The sequence below is a fragment of the Microvirga makkahensis genome, assembly GCF_009830105.1.
In the GTDB taxonomy this organism is placed as follows: Bacteria; Pseudomonadota; Alphaproteobacteria; order Rhizobiales; family Beijerinckiaceae; genus Microvirga; species Microvirga makkahensis.
On record NZ_WURB01000013.1, the window covers coordinates 1 to 24,326 of the forward strand.

Annotated in this window: 21 protein-coding genes; 15 read left to right on the top strand and 6 right to left on the bottom strand. The window is 61.9% G+C overall.

Annotation, left to right across the window (positions count from 1 at the left end):
• The 8 genes from hemA to GR328_RS16785 form a co-directional block, all read left to right on the top strand.
• Positions 1-731, top strand: a 731-nt coding sequence (hemA, locus tag GR328_RS16755; protein WP_160885733.1) for a 5-aminolevulinate synthase, incomplete at its 5' end; no start/stop codon positions are given.
• A gap of 188 nt (positions 732-919) precedes the next feature.
• Positions 920-1,975: an efflux RND transporter periplasmic adaptor subunit gene (locus tag GR328_RS16760; protein ID WP_343039411.1), complete on the top strand. Its 1,056-nt coding sequence runs from the start codon at positions 920-922 to the stop codon at positions 1,973-1,975.
• On the top strand, positions 1,972-5,055 hold the full coding sequence (locus GR328_RS16765; protein WP_160885737.1) for an efflux RND transporter permease subunit: 3,084 nt from the start codon (positions 1,972-1,974) through the stop codon (positions 5,053-5,055). The genes GR328_RS16760 and GR328_RS16765 overlap by 4 nt, the downstream gene beginning before the upstream one ends.
• Positions 5,056-5,720: 665 nt before the next feature.
• Positions 5,721-6,305 carry a MarR family transcriptional regulator gene (locus GR328_RS16770; protein WP_160885739.1) on the top strand — a complete coding sequence of 195 codons (585 nt, stop codon included), beginning with the start codon at positions 5,721-5,723 and terminating at the stop codon, positions 6,303-6,305.
• A 1-nt stretch (position 6,306) separates the two neighbouring features.
• Positions 6,307-7,728, top strand: coding sequence for a cytochrome ubiquinol oxidase subunit I (locus GR328_RS16775; protein ID WP_160885741.1), 1,422 nt, complete (start codon positions 6,307-6,309; stop codon positions 7,726-7,728).
• Positions 7,729-7,731: 3 nt separating this feature from the next.
• Complete coding sequence (cydB, locus tag GR328_RS16780) at positions 7,732-8,739, top strand: cytochrome d ubiquinol oxidase subunit II (protein WP_160885743.1); 1,008 nt, start codon at positions 7,732-7,734, stop codon at positions 8,737-8,739.
• Positions 8,739-8,864, top strand: a complete 126-nt coding sequence (locus tag GR328_RS26890; protein WP_205790075.1) for a DUF2474 domain-containing protein — start codon at positions 8,739-8,741, stop codon at positions 8,862-8,864. Before cydB ends, GR328_RS26890 begins: the two co-directional genes overlap by 1 nt.
• Positions 8,865-8,926: 62 nt before the next feature.
• A complete protein-coding gene (locus GR328_RS16785) occupies positions 8,927-9,376 on the top strand; it encodes a DUF983 domain-containing protein (RefSeq protein ID WP_160885745.1) in 450 nt (149 codons plus the stop codon).
• 683 nt (positions 9,377-10,059) lie between these two features.
• Here the strand turns inward: GR328_RS16785 and GR328_RS16790 are convergent.
• The 4 genes from GR328_RS16790 to GR328_RS16805 all read right to left on the bottom strand — a co-directional run bounded on the left by GR328_RS16790 (position 10,060) and on the right by GR328_RS16805 (position 13,986).
• The gene (locus GR328_RS16790) at positions 10,060-10,737 is read right to left on the bottom strand and encodes an RraA family protein (RefSeq protein WP_160885747.1); all 678 of its coding nucleotides are present in this window, start codon (positions 10,735-10,737) and stop codon (positions 10,060-10,062) included.
• 46 nt (positions 10,738-10,783) lie between these two features.
• Positions 10,784-12,019, bottom strand: a complete 1,236-nt coding sequence (locus GR328_RS16795; protein ID WP_160885749.1) for a CaiB/BaiF CoA transferase family protein — start codon at positions 12,017-12,019, stop codon at positions 10,784-10,786.
• Position 12,020: 1 nt separating this feature from the next.
• Positions 12,021-12,911, bottom strand: a complete 891-nt coding sequence (locus GR328_RS16800) for an HpcH/HpaI aldolase/citrate lyase family protein (RefSeq protein WP_246215932.1) — start codon at positions 12,909-12,911, stop codon at positions 12,021-12,023.
• A 109-nt stretch (positions 12,912-13,020) separates the two neighbouring features.
• The gene (locus GR328_RS16805) at positions 13,021-13,986 is read right to left on the bottom strand and encodes a Bug family tripartite tricarboxylate transporter substrate binding protein (RefSeq protein ID WP_160885751.1); all 966 of its coding nucleotides are present in this window, start codon (positions 13,984-13,986) and stop codon (positions 13,021-13,023) included.
• A gap of 148 nt (positions 13,987-14,134) precedes the next feature.
• Between GR328_RS16805 and GR328_RS16810 the strand changes: the two genes are divergently transcribed.
• Positions 14,135-15,004 carry a LysR family transcriptional regulator gene (locus GR328_RS16810; RefSeq protein ID WP_160885753.1) on the top strand — a complete coding sequence of 290 codons (870 nt, stop codon included), beginning with the start codon at positions 14,135-14,137 and terminating at the stop codon, positions 15,002-15,004.
• A 332-nt stretch (positions 15,005-15,336) separates the two neighbouring features.
• Here GR328_RS16810 and GR328_RS27445 read toward each other — a convergent pair whose 3' ends face one another.
• Positions 15,337-15,729: a response regulator gene (locus GR328_RS27445; RefSeq protein ID WP_246215933.1), complete on the bottom strand. Its 393-nt coding sequence runs from the start codon at positions 15,727-15,729 to the stop codon at positions 15,337-15,339.
• Positions 15,730-16,445: 716 nt separating this feature from the next.
• Between GR328_RS27445 and GR328_RS16820 the strand changes: the two genes are divergently transcribed.
• The 6 genes from GR328_RS16820 (at position 16,446) to GR328_RS16845 (ending at position 23,514) form a co-directional block, all read left to right on the top strand.
• Entirely contained in the window at positions 16,446-17,015 is a 570-nt protein-coding gene (locus GR328_RS16820) for a helix-turn-helix domain-containing protein (protein ID WP_160885755.1), read from the top strand.
• Between the two features lie 627 nt (positions 17,016-17,642).
• Positions 17,643-18,752 carry a caspase family protein gene (locus GR328_RS16825; RefSeq protein WP_160885757.1) on the top strand — a complete coding sequence of 370 codons (1,110 nt, stop codon included), beginning with the start codon at positions 17,643-17,645 and terminating at the stop codon, positions 18,750-18,752.
• Positions 18,753-18,869: 117 nt separating this feature from the next.
• Entirely contained in the window at positions 18,870-19,553 is a 684-nt protein-coding gene (locus GR328_RS16830) for a hypothetical protein (protein WP_160885759.1), read from the top strand.
• A 716-nt stretch (positions 19,554-20,269) separates the two neighbouring features.
• Entirely contained in the window at positions 20,270-21,553 is a 1,284-nt protein-coding gene (locus GR328_RS16835) for a hypothetical protein (RefSeq protein ID WP_160885761.1), read from the top strand.
• 425 nt (positions 21,554-21,978) lie between these two features.
• Positions 21,979-22,758 carry an aminoglycoside adenylyltransferase family protein gene (locus GR328_RS16840; RefSeq protein WP_160885763.1) on the top strand — a complete coding sequence of 260 codons (780 nt, stop codon included), beginning with the start codon at positions 21,979-21,981 and terminating at the stop codon, positions 22,756-22,758.
• 507 nt (positions 22,759-23,265) lie between these two features.
• Positions 23,266-23,514, top strand: coding sequence for a DUF6894 family protein (locus GR328_RS16845; protein ID WP_160885765.1), 249 nt, complete (start codon positions 23,266-23,268; stop codon positions 23,512-23,514).
• A gap of 33 nt (positions 23,515-23,547) precedes the next feature.
• Here the strand turns inward: GR328_RS16845 and GR328_RS28050 are convergent, their stop codons facing one another.
• Positions 23,548-24,192, bottom strand: a complete 645-nt coding sequence (locus tag GR328_RS28050) for a cold-shock protein (protein WP_160885767.1) — start codon at positions 24,190-24,192, stop codon at positions 23,548-23,550.
• Between the last annotated feature and the right edge of the window lie 134 nt (positions 24,193-24,326).

A 24,326-nucleotide genomic window follows, 5' to 3' on the forward strand; every position in this document is an offset into this window, starting at 1 on the left:
TCATCGTGTTCGAGAGCGTCTATTCCATGGACGGCGATGTGGCACCCATCCGCCAGATCTGCGACCTGGCCGAGCGCTACAACGCCATGACCTATCTCGACGAGGTCCATGCAGTGGGCATGTACGGGGCACGCGGGGCAGGTCTTGCGGAGCGGCTCGGGGTCATGCACCGCATCGACGTGATCGAGGGCACCCTAGCCAAAGCGTTTGGCGTTATGGGCGGGTACATGGCCGGTGCCGCTTCCGTCATCGATGCCGTGCGCAGCTATGCGCCGGGCTTCATCTTCAGCACGGCTCTGCCGCCGGGCGTGGCCGCCGCCGCAACAGCCTCCGTGCGCCATCTCAAGACGTCACGTGTCGAGCGTCAGGGACAGCAATGCCAAGTCGCGCGGCTCAAGGATGCACTGATCAGTGCCGACCTGCCCCTGCTTGCCACCCCCACCCACATCGTGCCGGTGATGGTGGGGAACGCGGAAGCCTGCAAGGCGGCTTCCGACCGTCTGCTGGAGAAGCACGGCATCTACATCCAGCCGATCAATTATCCCACCGTGCCCCGCGGCACCGAGCGCCTGCGCATCACCCCAGGACCGCTTCACACGAGCGCGCATGTCGAGGCACTTGCTACGGCTCTCGTCGAAACATGGAAGGCACTCGATCTGCCCTTCAGTGGTCTCGTGCTCGATGCACATGAGCGCAGGTCGGCAGCTCGGCCAATGGAGCGAAGACAGTGATCCGCAATGTTCTTCTCCTTCTCACGGTCGTATCCACGGGAGGTCTCTGGTATGTATTGGTGGAAGCGGAAGGACAGGCGTCAGCTTGGATCTCAAGAGCCAAAGTACCAGGGACCTCAAGTCCGTCTCCCGAGCCTCCACCGTCAGTTCAGACCGCACTCCTCCAGAAGAGCCCATCCCCAGTCGCCGTGATCACCGCTCCTGTCCGCGCAAGGGTGATGCCGATTACCCGGACGAGCGTTGGCTGGATCGAGCCAACCGCGCGAGTCACTGTGCGGACCCGCATCGACGGAACCATTGTTGAGCGGCGCATCCATGACGGCGCAGAAGTTGCAGCCGGGGACCTTCTGTTCCGCCTCGATGATCGCGAGCTTCAGGCGCAGATTGCCCGCGGTGAGGCAGCCCTGGCCCGCGACCAAGCTGTGTTGGCCAAAGCGCAGGCCGCACTCAAACGGACTCAGGAGTTGCTGTCCCGATCGGTCGCCACCCAGGCCCAAGCCGAAGAGGCCGCCGCCGAGGTCAGGATCGCTGCCGCCAATGTTGCCGCAAGCGAAGCGGCCCTGTCCATAGATCGGACCAGGCTGGCGCATACCAGGATCATTGCTCCGATCAGCGGACGTGCCGGCATCGTGCAAGGGAGCGAAGGTCAGGTCGTGCGCAGCTCCGACCTGTCCGGCAATGGGCTGGTCACCATCACACGAATGTCGAACCTGCAGGTTTCGTTCTCCTTGCCGGAGCGCGACCTTCCTTTGTTGCGCGCAGCCCTCGCAGGCTCCGGGAACACAGGCCGCGTGGCGGTTTTTTCCGGTCAGGATGGTCAGGTCTCGGCAGAGGCGGATCTGACATTCATCGACGCGTCGGTCGAGGTCAGTTCAGGCACCATTCTTGCCAAGGCCACCCTGAAGGCCGACGAGGAGCTGTGGCCGGGTCAGTATGTTCGGGTTCAACTGACGCTCGGCAAGCATCCCGAGGCGGCGGCCGTTCCGCTCGTCGCTCTGCAGACGGGACCTCGTGGCCATCACGTCTTTGTCGTTCGACCGGGCGGTATCGTCGAGCTACGGCAGGTTAAGCCTCTCGACACCAACCAGGACGAGGCCGTTATCGCCGAAGGACTCACTCCCGGCGAGCGCGTGGTGGTCGAAGGCCAAGCACGCCTGCGCGACGGCAGCCTGATCATCGAGACAGCCCCAGCGCCGCTGGCGCAGGCCCCCCGCACCGCCGATGCCCGATCCGTGCGCCCATGAATATTCCGGGCTTTTTCATCAGTCGTCCCGTTGCCGCACTCCTGCTGACGGCAGCCCTGACCCTCGCCGGGCTTGTGGCCTACCGGCATCTTCCTGTCGCTGCCCTGCCCCGCATTGACATCCCCACCATTTCCGTCTCGACCGCGTTGCCCGGTGCCACCCCCGAGACCGTGGCGACCACCATCTCGACGCCGTTGATCAGAGAATTTTCGGCCATCCCGTCTGTTCGGGAGATCAGCGCAACCAACATTCAGGGCGCGTCCGCGATCGTTCTGGAGTTTGCGCTTGAGCGCGACATCGATCTGGCGGCGGCCGACGTGCAGGCCGCCATCGCCCGCACCCAGCCGCACCTGCCGGTCGAGATGACGGGCTCGCCCGTCTACCGCAAGCTGAACCCGGCGGATGCCCCGGTCGTGCTGATCGTCCTGAGAAGCGATACGCATCTCCTCCAGCAGCTCGACACGTTCGCTCGCACCGTGATCTCACCACGCCTGTCGGCCATCGCCGGCGTCGCTCAGGTCACCATGTCCGGCAGTCAGAAGTATGCCGTGCGCGTCCAGCTCGATCCCCTGACACTCGCAGCGCGTGGCATCGGCGTCGACGAAGTGGAGCGCGCCGTCCAGGCCGCCAATGCCCATACGTCTGCTGGCGTCATCAGGAGCCCCGACCAGCATTTCAACCTCGAGGTCTCGACCCAGCTCGGCGATGCACAGGCTTGGCGCGATCTCATCATTGCACACCGGAATGGTCGGCCGCTTCGCCTGGGAGATGTGGCCAGGGTGATCGACTCCGTCGAGGACGATCAACGCGCCAGCTGGCACAACGGCTCACCTGCGCTGATTCTGGCGGTACAGCGCCAGCCCGATGCCAACACAATTGAGGTAGTGGACAAGGTCCGGGCTGCCCTGCCCCGTATCCGGGAGGAGCTCGGGCCTGGCGTATCCCTCACCACAATGAACGATCGTTCAATCTCGATCCGCACCGCCCTCGACGATGTCACTTTCACCCTGGTGCTCACCATCGGTCTTGTCTGTGCCGTCCTTTATCTCGGCATCGGCCGTCTCACCACGACCTTCATCCCAAGTGTCACCATTCCGGTCTCGATTGTAGCCACCTTTGCGGCCATGTACGCCCTCGACATGTCCCTGGACAACATCACCCTTCTCGCCCTGACCCTCTCCGTCGGCCTCGTAGTGGATGATGCCATCGTGGTGACCGACAACATCGTGCGCCGCATCGAGGCCGGAGCGCCTCCTCACATAGCAGCCCTGAAGGGAGCCAAGGAGATCGCCTTCACGGTCATCTCCATCACAGCATCCCTTATCGCCGCATTCATTCCGCTCCTGCTGATGGACGGGGTGGTCGGACGCATCCTCAGCCCATTCGCCATCACAGTCTCGGTCGCTCTGGCGATCTCCGCTCTGGTGTCCTTAAGTCTCACGCCAATGCTCACCGCTCGTATGCCCGGCACCAGGGGGCGGGTGGCCGGCCGCCAAAACCTCGCGGATCGTGCGATGTCAGGGCTGACACGCGGCTATGGCGTATGTCTGGACTTGAGTCTGCGGGTCCGCCCGTTGATGCTGATCCTGTTTCTTATCAGCCTTATCGGCTCCGGCTGGCTGCTCCGCACCATTCCGAAGGGTTTCCTCCCACAGGAGGACATCGGACAAATTCTGATCTCGACCCGCGCACGCCAGGACGTCTCCTTCCCGGCCATGGTCGAGTTGCAGCGTCAGGTCGAGCAGGTGCTGCGCACCTCCCCGCATGTGAGCGAGATAGTCTCGGAGATCGGAGCAACAGGGACCACAAGCCTCAACGAGGGGCGGCTGTCTGTGGAGCTGAAAGCCAAGGCTGAGCGGCCCTCATTGGCGCAAGTGCTAGCGGATCTGCGGCGGGATCTGGATCAACTGCCCGGTATCGAGAGCCTTGTCACAACGGCCCAGAACGCCCGCATGGGAAGCCAGTCCGGCCGGGGTCCATACCAGATGACGGTGCAGGCCCAGACCCTTACCGAGCTTCAGCACTGGTCGGCGCGGCTGGCTCACCGGATGAGCCAGGATGCCATGTTCGTTGGCGTCAGGAGCGATGCGCAGGAGACAGCCCTTCAGGTCGCCATCCGCGTCGACCACGACAAGGCCCGCCAGTTCGGGATCACGTCCGAGCAATTGCGCTCAACCCTGCGCACCGGCTTCGCCGCCCGGCAGGCAGCGACGATCCATGGCGATACGGACAGCTACCGGGTTCTGATCGAGTTTGATCCTCGTGTCGCTCGAACCATGAACCCGCTCGAACTCGTTAGCATTCGGTCGGCAAGCGGCGTCTTGGTTCCGCTCTCGTCCTTCGCCACGATTGAGCGAACGGCGGGCCCGCGCTCCATCGCCCAGCTTGGGCAGCGGCCGGTGGCGACGATCTCCTTCGATACACCGGCTGGTATTGCGCTTAGCGAAGCCGTAAACCGGATCGATGCTCTTAAATTCGAGGAAGGCGTTCCTGCCACTGTGACGACTGGCTTTGCCGGAACAGCTCGCGTCTTTCAGGACATGGTGCACAATCAGCCGCTGCTGCTCGCGGCAGCGATCCTGACGATCTATCTCGTCCTGGGCATGCTGTATGAAAGCCTTGTCCATCCAGTCACGATCCTGGCAGGTCTTCCGGCTGCCGCCTTTGGGGCGGTCGCCGCTCTCCAGCTAGCTCAGATGGAACTGAGCATCATGGGGCTGATCGGCATCCTGTTGCTGTTCGGGATCGTCAAGAAAAACGCCATCATGATGGTTGATCATGCGATCGTGCGTCAGCGTGAAGGTCTGTCCCCATCCGCTGCGATCCGGGAGGCCTGCCTGATCCGCTTTCGTCCGATCATGATGACCACTGCCGTGGCTTTGGCCGGCGCCATTCCCATTGCTGTCGGCCATGGCGCCGGCTCCGAGTTGCGTCAGCCGCTTGGGATCGCGGTGATCGGGGGCCTGATCGTGTCGCAGTTGCTGACCCTCTTCATCACACCTGTGCTGTATCTTTACCTGGAGAGGCTCGCCGGGATTGGACGGCGACTGGTCTGGATCAGCAAACGACACCCTGCATAGCTCAGCTAGTGAAGGTCTTGCCTCGGTCAATCTTGCACATTCCGGCCGCAGGCGAGAAAGGCGGCGGCCAGCGGCGAGCCGCGTAGGTTGCGCTCATCACCGCCGGACCGCCGCCGCAGCGGTGGCCCCTCTCGGCGTGGCGCTGTTCGTATGGAAGGCCGCGCGGCAACCGACGAACGCCACGCCTGCGACGCCGAGCCCGATGTCGCGTTAGGGGGGCTCGGGGGCGGCTCGGCAACCCTGCCTCCGCACAGAGGAAGCCCGTCGTCGTGAACCTGTGGGCGAGGTGGTGCCCAGCGTGTCGGCGCGAGATGCCGATGGTGGCGGGCAAGGCCGCAGCCAGGCACGACGTCACGTTCCTGTTCGTGAACCAGGGCGAAGGGCGGCTTCGGTCAGTGCAATGTCGGCGAGATCTCGCGAGAAGCGCTGACGGCCAGCAGTCAGCCGGATCGTCGCGGAGCAGTATTGAGGAAGAGGCCATGCGGCGGCTTGTGCCGAATGGCCTGAACCGAAGGCGAGAACAGCGCATCGACGTAGGGCGGGTCGCAGATCGGCTTGCCTCCCTTCCCGGGACCTGGCGTCGGCACACTCCTTGACTTGGATCCCTTGACTTGGATCGCCCTAAATCACATATTTCAGAAAATACTGAAACTTCAGGACTTCCCGTGAACCTCCCTCCCCTCGTCCAAACCTTCGTGCTCCACTTCGGCGAGATGGGCTCCCGCTGGGGCATCAACCGCACCGTCGGCCAGATCTACGCCCTGCTCTACCTCTCCAAGGAGCCGCTGAACGCCGAGGACATCGTCGAGCGCCTCGGTGTGTCCCGATCCAACGTCAGCATGGGGCTCAAGGAGTTGCAGGCCTGGAATCTCGTGCGGCTCCAGCACAAGCCGGGAGACCGGCGCGATTACTTCTCGACGCCCGACGACATCTGGCAGATCGTCCGGACCTTGGTCGAGGAGCGCAAGAAGCGCGAGATCGACCCGACCATGACCCTCCTGCGCGAAGTGCTCATGCAGGAACCGGCCAGCACGGAGGAGCGCCATGCGCAGGAGCGCATGCGCGAAATGCACGACCTCTTCGAGCTGCTCACCGGCTGGTACGCCGACGTGCAGCGGCTCGACACCGAACGCCTCGTCCAGCTCCTGACGCTGGGCTCGAAGGTGCAGAAGATCCTGGAGATGAAGGATCGACTCTTCGTCGTACCGGGATCGAAGAAGAGCCGCCGCGACGACCCCAAGGACAAGTAGCATGTTTGATCAGTTCGACGCCCTTCTCCTGGCGCGGTTCCAGTTCGCGTTCACGGTCTCCTTCCACTTCATCTTCCCGTCATTCTCCATCGGGCTGGCGAGCTATCTCGCCGTGCTGGAAGGGCTGTGGCTGTGGACCGGGCGCGAGGTCTACCTCAACCTGTTCAAGTACTGGCTCAAGATCTTCGCCCTGGCCTTCGCCATGGGCGTGGTCTCGGGCATCGTCATGTCCTACCAGTTCGGCACCAACTGGTCGGTGTTCTCCGACAAGGCCGGACCGGTCATCGGGCCGCTGATGGCCTATGAGGTCATGACGGCCTTCTTCCTGGAGGCAGGCTTTCTCGGCATCATGCTTTTCGGCATGGGGCGTGTCGGCCGGAGGCTGCATTTCGCCGCTACCCTTGCGGTCGCCGTCGGCACCTTCATCTCGGCCTTCTGGATCTTGTCCGCCAACTCCTGGATGCAGACTCCGGTCGGCTACACCGTGAACGAGGCCGGGCAGTTCGTGCCCCAGGACTGGTGGGCCATCGTGTTCAACCCCTCCTTCCCCTATCGCCTTGTGCACACGGTGCTGGCCGCCTACCTCACGACCGCGCTGGTCGTGGGCGGCGTCGGCGCCTGGCACCTCCTGCGCGAGCGCACCAACAAGGGCGCCCGCGTGATGTTCTCGATGGCCATGGGCATGGTGGCGGTTGTCGCCCCGCTCCAGATCCTGGCCGGCGACATGCATGGCCTCAACACGCTTGAGCACCAGCCCGCCAAGGTCATGGCGATGGAAGGGCACTTTGAAAGCCACCCGGATGGCGCACCCCTGATCCTGTTCGGCATCCCCGACCAGGAGGCTGGCACGGTGCGCAACGCCATCGCAATCCCGAAGGCGTCCTCACTCATCCTCAAGCATGACCTGAATGCGCCTTTGGCTGGCCTCGATACGGTCAACCGCGCCAACTGGCCCTATGTGCCCGTGGTGTTCTGGTCGTTCCGCATCATGGTGGGCCTGGGCTTCGCGATGCTTGCCCTCGGATTGCTCAGCCTGTGGGCGCGCTTCCGCGGCCGGCTCTACGACTGGCGCCCGCTGCATTGGCTGGCGCTGGCCATGGGTCCCGCGGGCTTCGTGGCGGTGATCGCCGGCTGGGTCACCACCGAGGTCGGACGGCAGCCCTTCACGGTTTATGGCCTGCTCAAGACAGCCGCGTCGGCCTCACCCCTTGAGGCTCCGGCCGTCGCCGCCTCGCTGCTGACCTTCATCGTCGTCTACTTCATCGTGTTCGGAGCCGGCACCGGCTACATCCTCAAGCTCATGGGCAAGGCCCCGCATCCTGGCGAGAGCGGACCCGAGGCCGGACGCGAGCCGATCCGCACCGCCGGCATCACCCCGGCGCCCGCCGTCAACCCGGCCCGCACCCTCGGCGCGGAGGCTTAAAGCATGATCCCCGTTCCTGATCTCCCCACCCTCTGGGCCCTTGTCATTGCGTTTGCGGTCTTCGCCTACGTGGTGATGGATGGCTTTGATCTCGGCATCGGCATCCTGTTTCCGTTCTTCGCCCCGGGACCGGAGCGCGACAGCGCCATGAACTCGGTCGCCCCGGTCTGGGATGGGAACGAGACCTGGCTCGTGCTCGGCGGCGGCGGCCTGATGGCGGCGTTCCCGCTGGCCTACGCGATCATCCTGCCGGCGCTCTACGCACCGATCATCGCCATGCTGCTGGCGCTGATCTTCCGCGGGGTCGCCTTCGAATTCCGTTGGCGCGATCCCGGTCACCGTCGCTACTGGGACTTCGCCTTCACCACGGGCTCGGTCGTGGCGACGCTGGCGCAGGGCATCACGCTCGGCGCCCTGCTCCAAGGCATCGCGGTCGAGGGCCGCTCCTATGCCGGCGGATGGTGGGACTGGCTGACGCCGTTCAGTCTGCTGGTCGGGGTCAGCCTCGTGGTCGGCTACGCGCTTCTTGGCGCAACCTGGCTCGTGATGAAGACCGAGGGCATGGTCCAGAACCACAGCTACCGCCTTGCCGGCAGGCTCGCCATCAGTCTGATCGTGTGCATCGGGCTCGTCAGCGTGGCGACGCCCTTCCTGAGCGGCGCCTATTACGAGCGCTGGTTCGCCTGGCCGCAGGTGCTGTTCACGGCCCAGGTGCCGCTGCTGGTGGGTCTGTGCTCGGGAACGCTGCTGGTGAGCCTGGTGCGCCGCTGGGAGTACTGGCCGTTCCTGCTGACGCTGGGGTTGTTCGCCCTCTGCCTGCTCGGGCTGGGCATCAGCATGTTCCCGTACGTGGTGCCGAACGCGGTCACCATCCATGAGGCCGCGGCCCCGAACGTGAGCCTCCAGTTCATGCTGGTCGGCGCGAGCGTGCTGATCCCGATCATCCTCGGCTACACCGGGTACTCGTACTGGGTGTTCCGCGGCAAGACCGGACACGAGGGATACCATTGATGACCAACGATCTTGAACAAGGCTCCGCCCTGCGCCGCTGGCTGTGGTTCGTAGGCCTTTGGGCCGCCGGCGTCGGCACGACGGCGGCCGTGGGCCTCGTCATCCGGTTCTGGTTGAAATCGTAATCGGACACTTCGCAAGAGCTCGACGTCACAACGAATGGAAGCCCAGGCATGAAGGATCAGACATGACCGCGAACGTTGGCGCAAAGGATGCCATTCTCAAGTACGGCCTCAGGTGCCGGTGCCCCGAGTGTGGGCAGGGCCGTCTGTTCAACGGCTTTCTCACGCTTGCACCTCGCTGCGAGGCATGCGGCCTCGATTACTCCTTCGCCGATCCGGCTGACGGACCCGCCTTTTTCGTCATGATGACGATGGCCATCCCGGCGACGGCATTCGGCGTGTGGATCGAATTGGCCTACGAGCCGTCCGCGTGGGTGCATCTGCTCACGACCTTGCCGTTCATGCTGCTGAGCTGCATTCCACCGATCCGTCCCTTCAAGGGCATGCTCGTCGCGAGCCAGTACTTCCATAAGGCCGAGGAAGGCCGCTTCGCCGCTCCTCGGGAAACCACGGCCCAGGGTGGATTGGTGCCGGTGGAGACCATCGCCGCTCGGGAAGAGCCATTTTTGACCTGAGCGACGTGATCACTTAACGCGACGTCGTTCTGCGTATACCGGCCGCTTTCCGCAGAAAGGCCTGGGGGAGCGTCGTCTCAGTCGAGGATCCGGCATAGATCAAGCCTGACTGACTCCAGGGAGGTGCCTGGGAGGAGAACGTGGCTTCGAGCCTTGCGCCATCCGCGCAGGCGTAATGAACCGATTGATGCTCTTGGGCAGCCCCTCCGGCGGCGCCTGCCGGGAACAGTACGGTCACTTTCGCCTGAGCCAGAACAGGGGGTACGCTGTGCGCGAGACAAATCCTTACCTGAATCTGCGGCAACGAGCTGCTGGCTATTCTGCACATGATGAAGCGTGAGGATTATCGCATGAGATTCGGTAGTTCATAGAGGAGGCGGAGGGGTTCACTTCGTAACGAGCGGCAGCCCGGCGGATCGAGCTGCCTGTCTCGACCGCACGCACAATGCACCGGCGCACGTCCTGGAACCATGCTGCCGTCAGGCGAGCCTCTGTGCTCGCGCCCCTGGCCGACGGGGCGTCAGATCTTCCGGTTCCGTTCAACCTCGAACCGCTCTAGAGCATCGGACCTGAACGTGGCCCCACCTTCGGGATCCACTCCGATGCTCCACTTTTTGAAGAGCGCATCGTTCGACGCGACCCTCCGGGTCCGCACGAGGCGCTAGGTCGAGAAACGCGTGCACCTAATCCAAGAATTCGCATCCCAGACGCGCGAGGGACTTGTCCACCCATGAACGGTCCACCGTTCCGGCTTCTGTCGCTTCCATCTGACGGTTCTCCGCCTCGTGCTTGGCCTTCGCTGCAACATAGACGTTTTCGACCTGATCCTGCGGCACCACAACGATACCGTCGCAATCGCCGAGAACCAGATCACCCGGTTCAAAGATCATCCCGTCGATCGAGATGGGGAAGCCAATCTCGCCGGGACCGTCTCGATACGGCCCTCGATGCGTCACTCCCGCTGCAAACACCGGAAGGTTGCGCTCGTACAGGGCCGCTGCATCGCGGATCGCACCATTGAGGACGAAGCCGGCAACCCCGCGCCGGATCGCATGCGCCAGCATCAATTCGCCCATGAGTGCATTGGTGAGGTCGCCTCCCCCGTCCACAACGATCACGTCGCCGGGGGCTGCAATGTCGATCGCCTTGTGGAGCATTAGGTTGTCGCCTGGGCGCGTCCTCACCGTGAGAGCCGGGCCGGCGAGCACCCCGCTTCGGTGCATTGGCCGTATCCGCGGCCCGGCAGCGCTGATGCGCGACATGGAATCGCTCACATTCGCCACGGGCAAGGCCCTGAACCGTTCCACCACCTCGGGGCTCACTGTTCGCGCGTTGCGTCGGATTCTGAACCCGATCGTCATGGAAGGCTCCCTCAGGCTTCGTCACGGTATCTCCGCCCGCAGCCGATCATGCTTCTCCGCTCACCACGCCGGATGCGACGAGGTCCGCGTAACCGGCATCGTCATATCCGATCTTGGAAAGCAGTTCCCGGTTGTGCTCGCCGAGCTTGGGCGCTGGCTTTCTCACCGAACCGGGCGTGCCACCGAACCGGGGCACGACGTGGTGCATCGGGAGCGCACCCATCTCGGGATCGGGATAGTCCGCGACGACCTCGCGCTCGATGAAGTGTGGATCCTCCAGGATCTGCGCGGTGTCGTAGATGGGGCCGATGGTAACTTCCGCCGCCTCGAAGAAGGCGACGTTCTCCGCCTGCGTCCGCTCGGCGATGAAGGCACCGATGATGGCGTCCAGTTCCTCGGCATTCCTGACGCGGTCGGCGTTTGTCCGGAACCGGGGATCGTCGATGAGGTCCGTCCGACCAATCGATCGGAACAACCTCTCGGCCATCTTCTGGATCGAGGCCGAGAGGCTGACGTACCTCCCATCCCTGCAGCGATATGCATTGCGCGGGGCCGAGTTCGTCGAGCGGCTCCCCGTCCGTGGCTTGACCTTGCCCGTGAGGCGGTAGTTGGCGGACTGGGGGCCAAGGATGGAGAAGAGCGGGTCGAGCAGCGGCAGGTCTATGACCTGCCCTTGGCCGCCTCTCATCTCGACCTCGCGCAAGGCGATCATAGCCGCCGAGGCGCCGTAGATGCCCGCAACGCCATCGGCCAGATACATCGGGGGAAGAACCGGCTCCCGATCGGCAAAACCGTTGATTGCGGCAAAGCCGGAGATTCCCTCCACCACAGTGCCAAACCCGGGGCGCTGGCTATAGGGGCCGTCCTGGCCCCATCCCGAAATCCGCACGATAACGAGCTTAGGATTGAGCGCCAGCAATGCGTCGGGGCCAAGGCCCATCTTCTCGAGCACGCCCGGCCGGAAGCTCTCGACGAGCATTTGGACGGACGGCACGAGCTTCTTGATGATTTCGGACGCGCGAGGGTTCCTCAGGTCGAGACAGAGGCTCTTCTTGTTGCGGGCGTAGATCTTCCAATGCGTGCTGACGCCCTCGGTCTTCCAAGCCCGCAGCGTGTCGCCCTCGGGCGGCTCGACCTTGATCACCTCGGCTCCGAAGTCCCCTAGCATCTGCGTGAGTACGTTGCCCGCGAACAGCCGCGAGAGGTCGAGGACCCGCACGCCGTCCAGGGTGCCGCGCGCCTCGGGAGTGTAGTCACGCTGGTGAAGTTTCGAAGAAGCCATGTCAGCGCCCTCCCCCGGCACGGGCCGGATCGAGTTGCTCGGCGAGCGCGACGACGGCCCGTGCGCTGACGAGGAAGGGTTCGTCGATCATCTGGCCATCGACGACGAAGGCTCCGACACCCTTGGCGGCGGCCTCCTCGGCGGCGGCCAGGATGCGACGGGCCTTCTCGATCTCTGCCGGGCGCGGCATGAAGCATTCGTTGGCAATCGGCACCTGCGTGGGATGAATGCAGCTCTTCCCCGCGAACCCGAGGCTGCGGGCCTCCTCGCATTCCTCGCGGTACCGCTCCGGCTTCGCCACGACGGCATAGGCCCCGTCATAGGCGGGAAGCTTCGCCTCCGCCGCCGCAAGGCGGATCGCCATGCGGACGTAGTTCAGGGCGCCGGGATCAGACCGATCGATGCCGCACGGCTCGAAGAGGTCGGCATAGCCGATCTGGAGGCCGACGACGCGTGGATCCGCTGTCGCGATCTCGGCCGCTAGGCGCAGTCCCTTGGGAGTCTCGATATTGGCAAGGATGCCGACGGGGCGCTCGACGCCCGCTGCCGCCTCGAGACGCGCAAGCACGCGCGCCGCCTCCCGGACCTCCTCGCCGCTCTCGACCATCGGCAGGTTGAGGACGTCGAGGCCGGGGCCGACGATTACCCCGAGATCGTCCTCGAAAAGCCCGCTGGCCAGACCGTTCGCGCGGACCACGACGACCTTCCGGGCATCCGCCGGACGGTTCCGCAGGAAGTTCCCGACCGCATCCCTCGCCTCCGCCTTGCGGTCCTTCGCGACCGCATCCTCAAGGTCAAAGGACAGCGCGTCGGCGGCGGACGCGGCGGCCTTCGCGAAGAGCTCCGGTCTGGAACCGGGCACGAAGAGCTTGCTGCGCATCAGGTGTTGCATGGGAGTTTCCCGAAGTCGCTGGGTGTCGACATGACCGCCGGACCGGAGATGGGAGACCGCAAGTGCGGTCATGGTCGCCCGCCCGGCCCGGCCATCAGTTCACGTGCCGTTATTTCAGGAGGCCGAGTTCCCCCAGCGCGGTCCTCATCATGTCCTGTTCTCCCTTGAGGAAGGCCGCGTATCCGTCGGAAGGCTCGTAGGCGGGGATCCAGCCGTACCGCTCGAGGCTCGCCTTCCATGCCTTGGTCTCGACCATCTTCCTGATCGCGTCGCCAAGTTCCTTCATCTCGGCCTCGGAAGCTTTCTTGGTGGTCATCAGCCCACGCCAGGTCCCGTAGGCGACGTCGACGCCCTGTTCCTTCAGCGTCGGGACGTCGAGTCCCTCGAGACGCTCAGGAGACGAGACCGCAATTGCGCGGAGCTTACCGGACTCAATCTGCGAGGCGAACTCGGGAACTCCGCCGACACCGACGGTGACGTGCCCGCCGAGAATCGAGGCGATCTGCTCGCCACCGCCGGCATAGTTGATCGCGTTGGTCTTGCTCGCGTCACCTGAGACGGCCTTGGTGACCTGCCCCGCGATGATGTGGTCGATGCCGCCTGCCGATCCAACGGCCCATGTCACGCTGGCGGGATTCGCTTTCAGCTTGGCTGAGAGGTCGGCCATCGTCTTAATATCGGAGTTCGCCGGGACCACCAGCATGCTGTATTCCTTCAACAGCAGGGCCACGGGTGCGGCATCCTCCAGGGTTACGGGCGGCTTGTTCGCGAGGATGGCACCGACCGTGGTCGCGCCGATCGTCAGAAGCGTGGGGCCGCGCTTCTGGCCTGAAACGAGCTGGGCCAGACCGATGGTGCCCCCGGCGCCGGGAACGTTCAGGACCTGGATGTTGGTGGCCAGTCCCGCCTCCATGAGGGCATCCCGTACCGCACGGGAAGTCTGGTCGAAACCGCTGCCCGGATTGGCCGGGGCGATGATCTCGAGACCCTTGATCTGGGCCTGGGCCGGAGCGGCGGATACCATGGCCAATGCTGCGAGTGCGAATAGGGCGGTTCGGCGGTGCATGCGCGTCATGCTTTCTCTCCCATCTATGCGGGGTCTGTTCGTCAGACCCCTTTTGAGCTGGCTGCGGGTGGGCGCTCCAGTCCGGTCAGAATACCGACCTCGGATACGATGGGAAAAGCTGGCCTTTTCCACCTTAAGAAGATAGTTTTTCCATTTAATGGATACCGAATTCCTCAGGACCTTTGTGATCGTCGTCGAAGGTGGCTCGATTGCGGAGGCTGCCCGGCGCCTCCATCTGACGCCGGCCTCTGTTGCCTTACGCATGCGCACGCTCGAAAAGGAATTCGGGACGCGCCTTCTCGTCCGATCCGGCCGAACGGTGACGCCAACAGAAGCGGGTCGGGCTCTGACCGAGCTGGGACGCAACCTGCTTCGCGACGTCAGCAACCTCAAATCAGCTCTGACGACCGAAACGCCTGCAGGAGAGATCCGGATCGGTGCGGTTCCAACCGCCATTACGGGATTGATGCCGAGAATCCTGACGGCTGTGCAGGAAGCTTACCCCGGGCTGGAGATTCATATCGTTCCTGGCCAATCGGCTGAGCTCCATTCCAAGGTGCTGAGCGGCGAGGTGGACGGAGCCATCATCATCGAGCCCTACTTCGCCCTGCCCAAGGCCTGCGGGTGGGCCGTGCTGCGAGAGGAGCCTCTCCTCGTGATCGCACCTTCATCGATGGGCGGTCTGGACGCTCATACGGTTTTGGCGACCGAGCCATTCATCCGCTATGGCCGCAGCTTCTGGGGTGGCCGCCTGGTGGACAATTATCTCACCCAGGCCAAGATCCGCCCCCGGGAACGGTTCGAGCTTTCCACGCTGGACGCAATCGCAGTCATGGTTGATCGGGGGTTGGGGGTGTCGCTCGTCCCCGACTGGTCGCCCCCTTGGCCAGAAGGCCTGTCTTTGGCGAAACTGCCCCTCCCGTTTCCGACCGAGCCGAGGCGGCTTGGCTTTCTCTGGATGAAGGGCTCGGCACGGATCCGCCTCCTGCGGATCTTTCTTGAGCAGGCCATCGTATCACTCTCGTGAGCCTTCAGGTCTCGTGCCGTGATGTCAGCTTGGCTCTCCATCCTCGTCCGGCCCTGCTCGTTAGCGCATCGTGCGAAAAAGTGGACCCGGATTTTCCCTGACGTGGCCCTTCGTGTCGCGTCGAACGATGCGCTTTTCAAAGAATGGAGCATCGGAGTGGATCCCGAACGTGGGTCCACGTCCAGGTCCGATGCTCTAGGAGCCTATCATGTTGTCTCTTGAACAGGCTGAAATCGCTCGTTCACGCTTCAAATCCGCATGAACGAAGCGCAGCGCGAGATGACCCTGGCCCCTACGGAGACATGGTTGCATTGATGGCCGCGGCAACGAGGCTATGTGGTGGTTGGCTTGACCCCTGCATCAAGCGTGCCGATGACCGCCCGGTTAACTTCGCCAACTATGATGGCAGGCGTCATGGGCTTGGAAATGAAAACAGCATTCGTCGGAAGGTCCCCATGTTCCGGCTCTGTCACTCCGGACATGATGACGACCTTGATCTTCGGATGGCGGCTGTAAATTTCGCGGGCCAAATCGTAACCAGTCGCGCCTGGCATTCTCACGTCCGTCACGACGGCCAGTACGTCGGGACGGGCGCCGAGATGTGTGAGGGCCTCATCGGCGTGCGCGGCCTCCAGAACCCGGTAGCCCTCGTCTTGGAGCACATCGAGCAGGAATAGCCGGACCAGAGGGTCGTCCTCCACGACGAGAACGGTCTTGGCATCCAACGAAGACGATGCAGTAGGGTCGGCAAATGCTTTCGAGACCCGCCTCTCGCGGCGACTTCTCCTGTGTGTCAGTTCCGCAGGAAGCCGCTCCCCGGTATTGTTGATCCTCCCGACAACCCATGCAATGGCCTCCGCCAGACTAGGGAGTGCCTGGCGAACCGGATTGGTACAAGGGCCAAAACCCGCCGCCACGGACCAGGCACCGCTGAGCTCGGAAAAACCGGCCTCTGACAGCCAAGTATCATCAGCACCCACAGTCCGGCTCGGATCTGGAACTTGAACAAGGACGGCAACGAGCCTCCCTCGCCACATGACGAGGAGTCCCTCGCCATCAGCGATGTCGGTGGCAACGCGCATACGTTGATAGGTTAGGTTCACGTCCATCGCGGGAATAGCATACGCCGATTTCGGAGGTGCACATTCACATGCATCAATCGACCGACGGAACCGGACTTCGCTTTCGACGGGAGCACCGTTGCTGCGTATTTTTGGGCTGACAACATTCCGCGAATCACGGACCAGGAAAATGGTCCTCGCCCGACCATCGTTATCCGGGCATCTTCCTTTGCGATTTCTTCCGGCCCGATCATCTGGGAGCCAGGTTCGCAGTGCTCAAACGGGTTATTTTTCGCAAGCCAGGAGAGGATTTGAACTAGCGCGTCCGCCAAATGACGCGGTATATTTATGGCCGCGCGCAGGTGACATCAGAGGTAGTCATGACCTCCATCCACTTACGGGACATGACGCTCGAGGAACGCACCACGATCGAGAAGATCGCTCACTCCCGCACAGCTCCGGCCTGCATGGTGGAACGAGCACAGATTATTTGGCAAATCAGTTCTGGAGTTGCGCCGGCCAGCATTGCAAATCGACTGCACATCGATGTCGATACCGTTTACAGGCGCATTCAGAGATTCAACATGATGGGTCTCGATGCACTTAAGGACAAGCCTCGCTCCGGCCGCCCTACGCTGTATACCGCCGATCAGATCGCTACTGTCCTCGACACAGCGCGCACGAAGCCATCCGCGCTGGGACTACCGTTCGACGCTTGGACGCTGGATCGTCTCGCAGGTTATCTCCATCAACAGAAAGGTATCGCGATCCAACGCAGCCGGATTGATGAAATTCTTCTGCGCGAAGGACTGCGCCGGCAAAGAAGCCAGAGCCGGAGCTCTGTCGGGCGACACCCCACCTCTTCTTCCCTCGCAAACGCGAATACCAGGGAAACCAAGCACGAACTGGCGAAGCACCTTTCATCCAGCAAAGATACTGATGCGCAGTGACAGGCATCGAATCTAACCACGTTGCGCAGGATCGCTGTGGTAGCACAAATCATATCAACGCGTTCAGCTGCCACAACCCGTCCGCTCTCCAGCGCATAAACCGCGTAGACATTACCGTGCCAGAGCATCAGACGTGAAAAGTGGCCCCACTTTTGGGATCGATCCGATGCTCCTTGTAGTTGGCGCATCATCTGGTGCGACCCGAAGGGTCAGGTGAGTGAAAATCCGATCCCGGTTTTCGCACGATGCGCTTAGAACCGCAGAACTTACCGGATGAGCAGCGGTAACCGGCTCGGTCCTGCTGCATCGTATTCCGATTCTTTTCTTGACAGCATTCAGGTCACAGGAGCATTTTGGTTGTGCGAGTCCGGTATCCCAAGATCTTCAGTTGCAAGCCGATTGAACTTTGGAAGTGTGAGAAGAGACCGGTAAAACAAGCCCGAATATTGTCATGGGCTTGGACGTATATCTGCATCGGAAAATTCAGGATCGTCAAGTCGCGTGCACTGCGCGTTTGTACCTAAGCGAGCATATAGCTCCGAAGGATACACGCTTGCTCTCCCGCCCAGCCCATCCTGAACGGATAAACCGATGCGCTGACTATTACTCTGCGGAAGGGTCAAAGCCATGAAGCGTGCCCTACTGATCGGAATCGACCAATATCCCGACCCGCGAAATAATCTGAACTCCTGTATCGCGGATACCCTGGCGTTCAAGAACCTGCTGATGGGAAGCTATGGGTTCGACGCTACCGACATACGATTGCTGCACAACAATGCCGCGACACTCGCCAATGTTCGGGCGGGTCTCGACGATCTCACACGTGGGGCGTCGGCTGGAGACCAGATCATATTCTTTGAATCTTCTCACGGCTATCGTTATCCGCAGGGTGATACGATGGTCGAAGTTCTCTGCCTGTATGACGCATTCCTGTCTGATTCAGAGCTTGCCGCGCGGACTCAGGCCATCCCACCTGGAGTGCTCACTGTGGTTCTGGATGCATGCCACTCCGGCGGTATGGACAAAGTGTTCTTCGCTCCCGACGGCCCTGTCGTGGCGCAAACCAAGGTCTGGCAGCCTCCTCTCAATGAAGCGGCCAGCAAGGCCGCACAGATGCAACAGATCACCCGATTCAAGTTCTTCGGACGCTCGATCGTCTCGCAGCCTGCTGATGTGGCGAAGAATTTCTCGACCGGCGAGGCCGCCATCGACAGATTTAGCCAGTGGCCGGACGCCGTCCCGCTACGGAAAGGTTCCGGTAATAGCGCAAAGTATGCGGACAGCATTCGCAATCGTTGGATGCGTAAATCGTACAAAGCAGGAGCGGTGGAGCTGAACGGCGCATTGTTCACCGCCTGTCGAGCGGACCAGACTGCAGCGGCCGGAACGCCAGCGACGGATAACCTGTCGGCATTCACTTATGCCCTGCTTGATCAGCTTGACACGACGATCTCCCTGAACAGCCTATGCGCCCGCACGGCGTCGCGGCTGCAGGAACTCAACATGTCCCAGATACCGGTCGTGGACACTCCGGCGACGCAAACGGACCTGGCTGACAGGACGTTCATCACGATGCAGCAGGTCGGTACTCCCGTCCCATCCGATATTTGGGAGCAGATATTCGGAGTGCCATCGCCAACATCGGCGCCGCCCCCCGCACCCCAGCCGCAGCCTCAAGACCAAATACGGGCCCTGTTCGACCAGATCTTCGGCAAGTCAATACAGCAAGCGGCCTAACGTTCATCAGTAACGGAGGTGCCCGAGATGGATCGTACCCTTCCAGACACGGACACGAACAAGGAGAAGTCTGGACAGCGCAAGGCAGCTTCCCGGCGCAGGAAGAAGGAGACACACATGAGCATGACAGCAGCCCCTGCAGATCCCGTCGTTGCGTTTACGGGCACAACAACCTCATCATCTGACCCACTCGCTCCCCTCAAGAGCCAGATCGTCGCGGCCCTAAGCTCGCCCGGATCGAAGTCGATTATCGGCCCGTCCGCCTCCGGGCAATTCGGCGGAGCTCAACGTGATTCCGCGATTGCTGCGTGCTCACTGTTCGGCTCCCTAGCAGCATCGCTCGCCCAGAACCCCAACTTGATCTCTCAGGTACAACCTACCATCAGTAAGGCATATACGACACCAGCCCTGCAGGACTCGAGCAGGATGACCGACAAGGCCTGGTGGAACGATGTGCTGTCTGTTGTTCAGCAAGCGGCACCGATTGCTCTGCAGATATTCAACGCTGTTAGCGGTGGTCGGAAGGACTTCAACGCCGTCGTCAACAGCCCAGCCGCGCAGCGGCATGCCAATGACAAGGATTGGCAGAACTTCGTCGCGGATGTGCTGACTCAAGTAACGCCTATGCTGGTTCATGCGCTTCGTGGCACAAAGGACTTTACCCAGCCTGGAGCCGTGACACTCAACATCCGGCCGCCAGCCAATATCCAGGGTGATCAGAAGGGCTGGTTCGACGATGCCATGTCATTCGTTGGCGACGCCCTTCCGGTGGTACTGCCGATCGTCATGTCACTGATCTAACTAATCAATGAGAATCATCATGAGCGACAGCAGGAATCCGCAGAACAATCTCAGCAACTGGGCTGACCAGTTGCTGGAAAGGATTACAGCTGCCGCTCGTGAGGCTATTGAAGAAGGAGGGCCGGCCCCATCTGGTCCGGCCTCTCCAGATTCTAGTCTGTCGTCCAATCCAGCCAGAGCACCGCACGATAGTCCCATCTATGAGGCCATTGCCGAAGGGCTTGCTCATTTGAGGCAACCAGCTCTCGATGGGTACAGCACTGAGGACGTGAGACAGGCACTAGACAGAATCTTCCCGAACAAAAGCGGGCCACCTTCCGCAGAGTGGCTAAGGTGGCTCCATCACCGGGTGAGCGAACTCAGCGGTGGGCTCACGGTCGTGCGCGATGACGAACATCCGGCGGCTTCGGGAGGCGTTCTGTTTAGAGTTTATTATGGGAAGCTGGAAGGCACGCTCCTGAACCGGAGGTTCGTTCTGTCGCCTGCCGGCGTAGAGTACACAAGCTAGGACCTCCCGCGAAGCGAGGGTACGGAGTCGCAGCGGTGGCGCGTATTCAGGAATGATGCCGTCCGTTCGATGGCACTCCAGTGGGTAATCCCTTGTACGATGAGCCAAGGCCACACAACGAAACGTGTCCAAGGCGAATGCCTCCTCGCCCGGTCTAGCCTCTGCCGGGATCGAGCACCGGTCTCGAACTGATATCTTGGAGGAAGTCATGGCTTATTGGGTAGAGGTGCAGCTTGATAAGGTCATCTGCCGGGATCCGGAAAGTGTGACGACAGGCGACTTGTTCTTTTCACTTGTGCAGGTCGTCACCGACAGTGACACGCGGATCATACTAACGCCTCTGAGGCGCCTCAGGTCGAATGAGTCTGCGACGTATTTCGAGAGCGTGTACAAAGGTTTCGTCAACGAACCGGCGATCGGCTTGGTCATCAGGGCCTGGGACAAAGACGTCAACCGGGACTGGTGGGAGAACAGCATCGCGGTCAGGCAAGCTATCGACTCCGCCGAGAACGCTCTCAAGAACACGCCTGCATTCGGCACCGTGGTGGGTGCGGTCCTGAATTTTGCAGCGGATTTCGCTCTCGGCGTGGTCGATCAGATCGTAATGCGGGACTCGGACGACGAATTGGTCAACTACACCGAGATTCTCCCTCTTGCCGGAGCTGGATACGGTTCAGCCAACAAGCACACGCAACAGCACGAGATCAAGTTCCGTCGCAGTGATCCGACAGGCTACAGCGACTGGGACTACTCACTCTTCTTGACGATCTCACATTATCAGACAGAGCCGAGCTTCGGGACAACGACGCCGCCGACATGGGAGAACTTCTCGGAGCCCTCCAAGCCATCACGTCCGCAGAATTGGATCGGCACCTGGTCGTCTCCCGAAGCAGGACCGGTAGTTTCGGCCGTGATCAAGAAGGGCTCGCGGAGTCATCTTCTCGATGTCTCGATCACCGAGAACGTGAATGGCCGCGATGTCGTCACGACCACGAACGATGTACCCATCTCACGGGTCTTCCTTGAGGCAGGGCACCGGACTCTGGAATCGGACGGAAGTCCCTACTTTGATGAGTGGCTGGGTGATCGGGGTTTCAATCTGTCCCATGCAAGGGCCGCCACGAGAGCGGACGCGCCCATGAATCGCTTCAACGATCTCGCGCTCCTCACGAGTAGGTCCTTGGCCAGGGAAAGCGAACCCGTGACACGATTCAGCCTCGAAAGATCACACGGCACCAGAGTTGTGGCACGAGAAACGCTCTATGGTGCAGCATTCGAGCCCTCACGTGTCGTGTTCAAGCAGCAAATCGGAACCGATTGCATTGTTCTGAACAACAGAGCCGTCCTTGAGGCCTATCGCCTTCTCCATGATGGCCAGGACGTCGGCGATGTCGCTCTCCGCTACCTGCGCCCGGTCACGAACATTCTGTTCCGGGAGACCGGTTCTGAGGTAGCAGCTTATCTATTCTGGGTTGTGACTGATATTCATTGAGGACATGAGTGGCCGCAATTCCATGATTCTGTTGTAGGGAGTGCGGCTGCAGGGGAGATCTGTCGGCTCGAACCTCCCGCTTGCTAATCGGGAGGTTCGTCGCGGGCAAAGGCCGGGCCCGCTTTCGCTGACGGGGACCTCCGGTTCGCATGACCCGCTGAAGAAACCATGATCATTCTTGTGGATGCCTCGGGTCAACCATACACCTTCCGGCAGCCAATGAACGCCGGCTCCTAAGCGACGAGGCAGACCAAGCGCTAGCGCACCATGCGAAGAAGATCCGACCCTTCGCACCAGACGATGCTCTAGCGATGTGATGGAGCGCCGGATTTGCCTCGAAAAGGGCAAGTCCGCTTTTCACGCCCGATGCTCTGGGCGGCCTTCGATCTGCTATATGTTTCCCGGGTACGATGGAAAATGACCATATGCAGGACTACATACCCGGAATCCCGGCTGAGGCGCTGAATGCGCTCAAGATTGTAGAGGAGCTGTTCGACGGCTCTCTCTTGGCCGTCTATCTCCACGGATCAGCCGTCTCGGGCGGTCTGCGGCCACGGAGCGACGTGGATCTGCTGGTTGTCACCGAATGTCCGATGACGGATGTCATGCGGAGTGACCTTGTAACCTCCCTATTGCGGATCTCCGGCCGCCATCCCGCCAGCCCGGCCGGCCCGCGCTGCATCGAGCTGATGGTATTCCTGAAGTCCGATCTTTCGGCATCGGCCTATCCGGCGCGCTCCGAGTTCGTCTACGGCGAATGGATGCGGGAAGCTTTCGAGGCCGGCGATCTTCCAGAGCCCGTTTCGAATCCTGAACTGACCCTGGCGTTGGCGCAGGCCCGGCAGGAGGCGAGAGCCTTGATCGGTCCTGGGGCGGAGGAGCTGCTGCCACGAATCCCGGATGCCCACGTCCGCCAGGCTATGAGCGATGCACTTCCTCCACTGCTCGACAACCTGGCAGGCGACGAACGGAACATCCTGCTCACACTCGCCCGCATGTGGCGGACGGCGACCACAGGCGGGTTCGTGCCGAAGGACGTCGCCGCCGAATGGGCTATCCCCCGCCTGCCAGAAGACATTGCGGAGGTGCTGATCTGCGCACGAGACGCATATCTCGATAGAATCAATGACACCTTGAAGGCCCGCCAAGTAGAGGTGCGGCGAGCGGCAAGCTACTTGCATCAACAGATAACACGAATGCTGTGACCGCTAAGGCCAAGGTTCATTGCGGGAGCTTCGCTTCAGGAACTCTGCAAAGCAAGATCGCATCGCTCATCCTACCTGCCGAACCACCACAGGTTGGAACGAAAGCAGGCTGATCGGACCCAAGCCGCCTCTCAAGGCCAATGAGATCCGGTCCATTCGGGTCAGGCTCCGGGTTGCGCGGCGCGCGAGAGCACTGTTCGGTATGCTGCGAATCGACGTCGACGATGCCCTTCTGATTGCGGAGCAGGGCGAGATCCAAACGCCAGGGGCGGCATACCTATGAACCGCCTCACCTCGGCAGTCATGAGACAAGGTCTGGAATCAGACCTCAAGCGGTCACACGGTATATCGCGAAGGAATGCCAGAAGGTGACATTGCACGTAGCGCTGAATGGCTCCTTCTGGACACCGAAAGGATCCAGATACCGCGGCCGCTAAGCTGCTGAGAGCAATGAACCAAGCACAAAGCCAAGCGTTGACTGCCATTATTCCCAGTGCCGGAGTGCCAGTGCCCCGCTTCTTCTTCGACACCTATGACGGCAACCTCCTCATCCCCGACGAGCAGGGGCAGGAGCTGGAAAATATCGAAGCTGCTAAACTCGTAGCTCAGGAGGCCCTGCCCAACATGGCCAAGGACAAGCTCCCCGACGGCGACCAGCGCGTCTTTCTCGTCAGCGTCAGGGATGAAGCCGGACAGGTGATGGTGCGTGTCGCTCTCTCGCTGGTCGTGGATTATCCGTCCAATCCCGAGGATTGAGGCTGCTCTCAGCTCATGCAACTGGCTTGGATCTCAGGCCAGCTCGATAGCCCCAACCTCGCGGCCCTTGCGCCCCTCCACGATCGCGACGAGGACCCGCTGCCCCGGCTCCAAACCGCCAAGGCCAGCCCGCTCAAGCACCGAGACGTGAACGAACAAGTCCTTGCTCTCGCCCTCCACGGCAATGAACCCGAACCCTTTTGCCCCGTCGTACCATTTGACGGTTCCCAGGGTGTCCGGCACCGCGGCCGGCGAACCTCCCTGACGGAGGCGATTGGAAGATTGCCCCGGCGCGCGAGGGCCACGCCGAGCTGGCTCGGGCTCGGCAGTGCTGGTGTCGGCACTGACGATTTCATTGACCTGCGGGCCCTTCTGCCCCGAACCGACCTGGACCACCAGGGTGGTGCCGGACGGTAGGGTACTGTGGCCTGCCGCCTCAACCTGCCTGATATGCAGGAAAGCTTCGCCCGATCCGTCCGTCAGCTCGACGAAGCCAAACCCCTTGTCAGGATTGAACCACTTCACCCGAGCCTCGGCCTGGCGTTCGGAGGATGCTCGCGAGGCCTGGGGGCGCGGCGTCCGCTCGTAGGTCGGCTGTGGAGCGTAATCGCCCCAGGGATCGGCTGGTTGCGCGCCGAACTGGCGCTGGCGATTGCGGTGCTCGTTACCCCGGCCCATAGGTCTTGCCTTCTGTCATCGATCGTTTAATGCCTGCCGAGAGACGTAACGTTTCAATCGAAGAAGAGCAAGATGGTTGCCCGCCGCAGATGATGTCTCGGATGAGGTATCCAGAGATCGGCGTCCTCATGCCA

Coding starts and splice junctions, on each gene's coding strand:
- GR328_RS16765 (WP_160885737.1), top strand. CDS start 1,972: ATGAATATTCCGGGCTTTTTCATCAGTCGTCCCGTTGCCGCACTCCTG.
- GR328_RS16775 (WP_160885741.1), top strand. CDS start 6,307: ATGTTTGATCAGTTCGACGCCCTTCTCCTGGCGCGGTTCCAGTTCGCG.
- cydB (WP_160885743.1), top strand. CDS start 7,732: ATGATCCCCGTTCCTGATCTCCCCACCCTCTGGGCCCTTGTCATTGCG.
- GR328_RS26890 (WP_205790075.1), top strand. CDS start 8,739: ATGACCAACGATCTTGAACAAGGCTCCGCCCTGCGCCGCTGGCTGTGG.
- GR328_RS16785 (WP_160885745.1), top strand. CDS start 8,927: ATGACCGCGAACGTTGGCGCAAAGGATGCCATTCTCAAGTACGGCCTC.
- GR328_RS16790 (WP_160885747.1), bottom strand. CDS start 10,737: ATGACGATCGGGTTCAGAATCCGACGCAACGCGCGAACAGTGAGCCCC.
- GR328_RS16795 (WP_160885749.1), bottom strand. CDS start 12,019: ATGGCTTCTTCGAAACTTCACCAGCGTGACTACACTCCCGAGGCGCGC.
- GR328_RS16800 (WP_246215932.1), bottom strand. CDS start 12,911: ATGCAACACCTGATGCGCAGCAAGCTCTTCGTGCCCGGTTCCAGACCG.
- GR328_RS16805 (WP_160885751.1), bottom strand. CDS start 13,986: ATGACGCGCATGCACCGCCGAACCGCCCTATTCGCACTCGCAGCATTG.
- GR328_RS16810 (WP_160885753.1), top strand. CDS start 14,135: ATGGATACCGAATTCCTCAGGACCTTTGTGATCGTCGTCGAAGGTGGC.
- GR328_RS16820 (WP_160885755.1), top strand. CDS start 16,446: ATGACCTCCATCCACTTACGGGACATGACGCTCGAGGAACGCACCACG.
- GR328_RS16825 (WP_160885757.1), top strand. CDS start 17,643: ATGAAGCGTGCCCTACTGATCGGAATCGACCAATATCCCGACCCGCGA.
- GR328_RS16830 (WP_160885759.1), top strand. CDS start 18,870: ATGAGCATGACAGCAGCCCCTGCAGATCCCGTCGTTGCGTTTACGGGC.
- GR328_RS16835 (WP_160885761.1), top strand. CDS start 20,270: ATGGCTTATTGGGTAGAGGTGCAGCTTGATAAGGTCATCTGCCGGGAT.
- GR328_RS16840 (WP_160885763.1), top strand. CDS start 21,979: ATGCAGGACTACATACCCGGAATCCCGGCTGAGGCGCTGAATGCGCTC.
- GR328_RS28050 (WP_160885767.1), bottom strand. CDS start 24,192: ATGGGCCGGGGTAACGAGCACCGCAATCGCCAGCGCCAGTTCGGCGCG.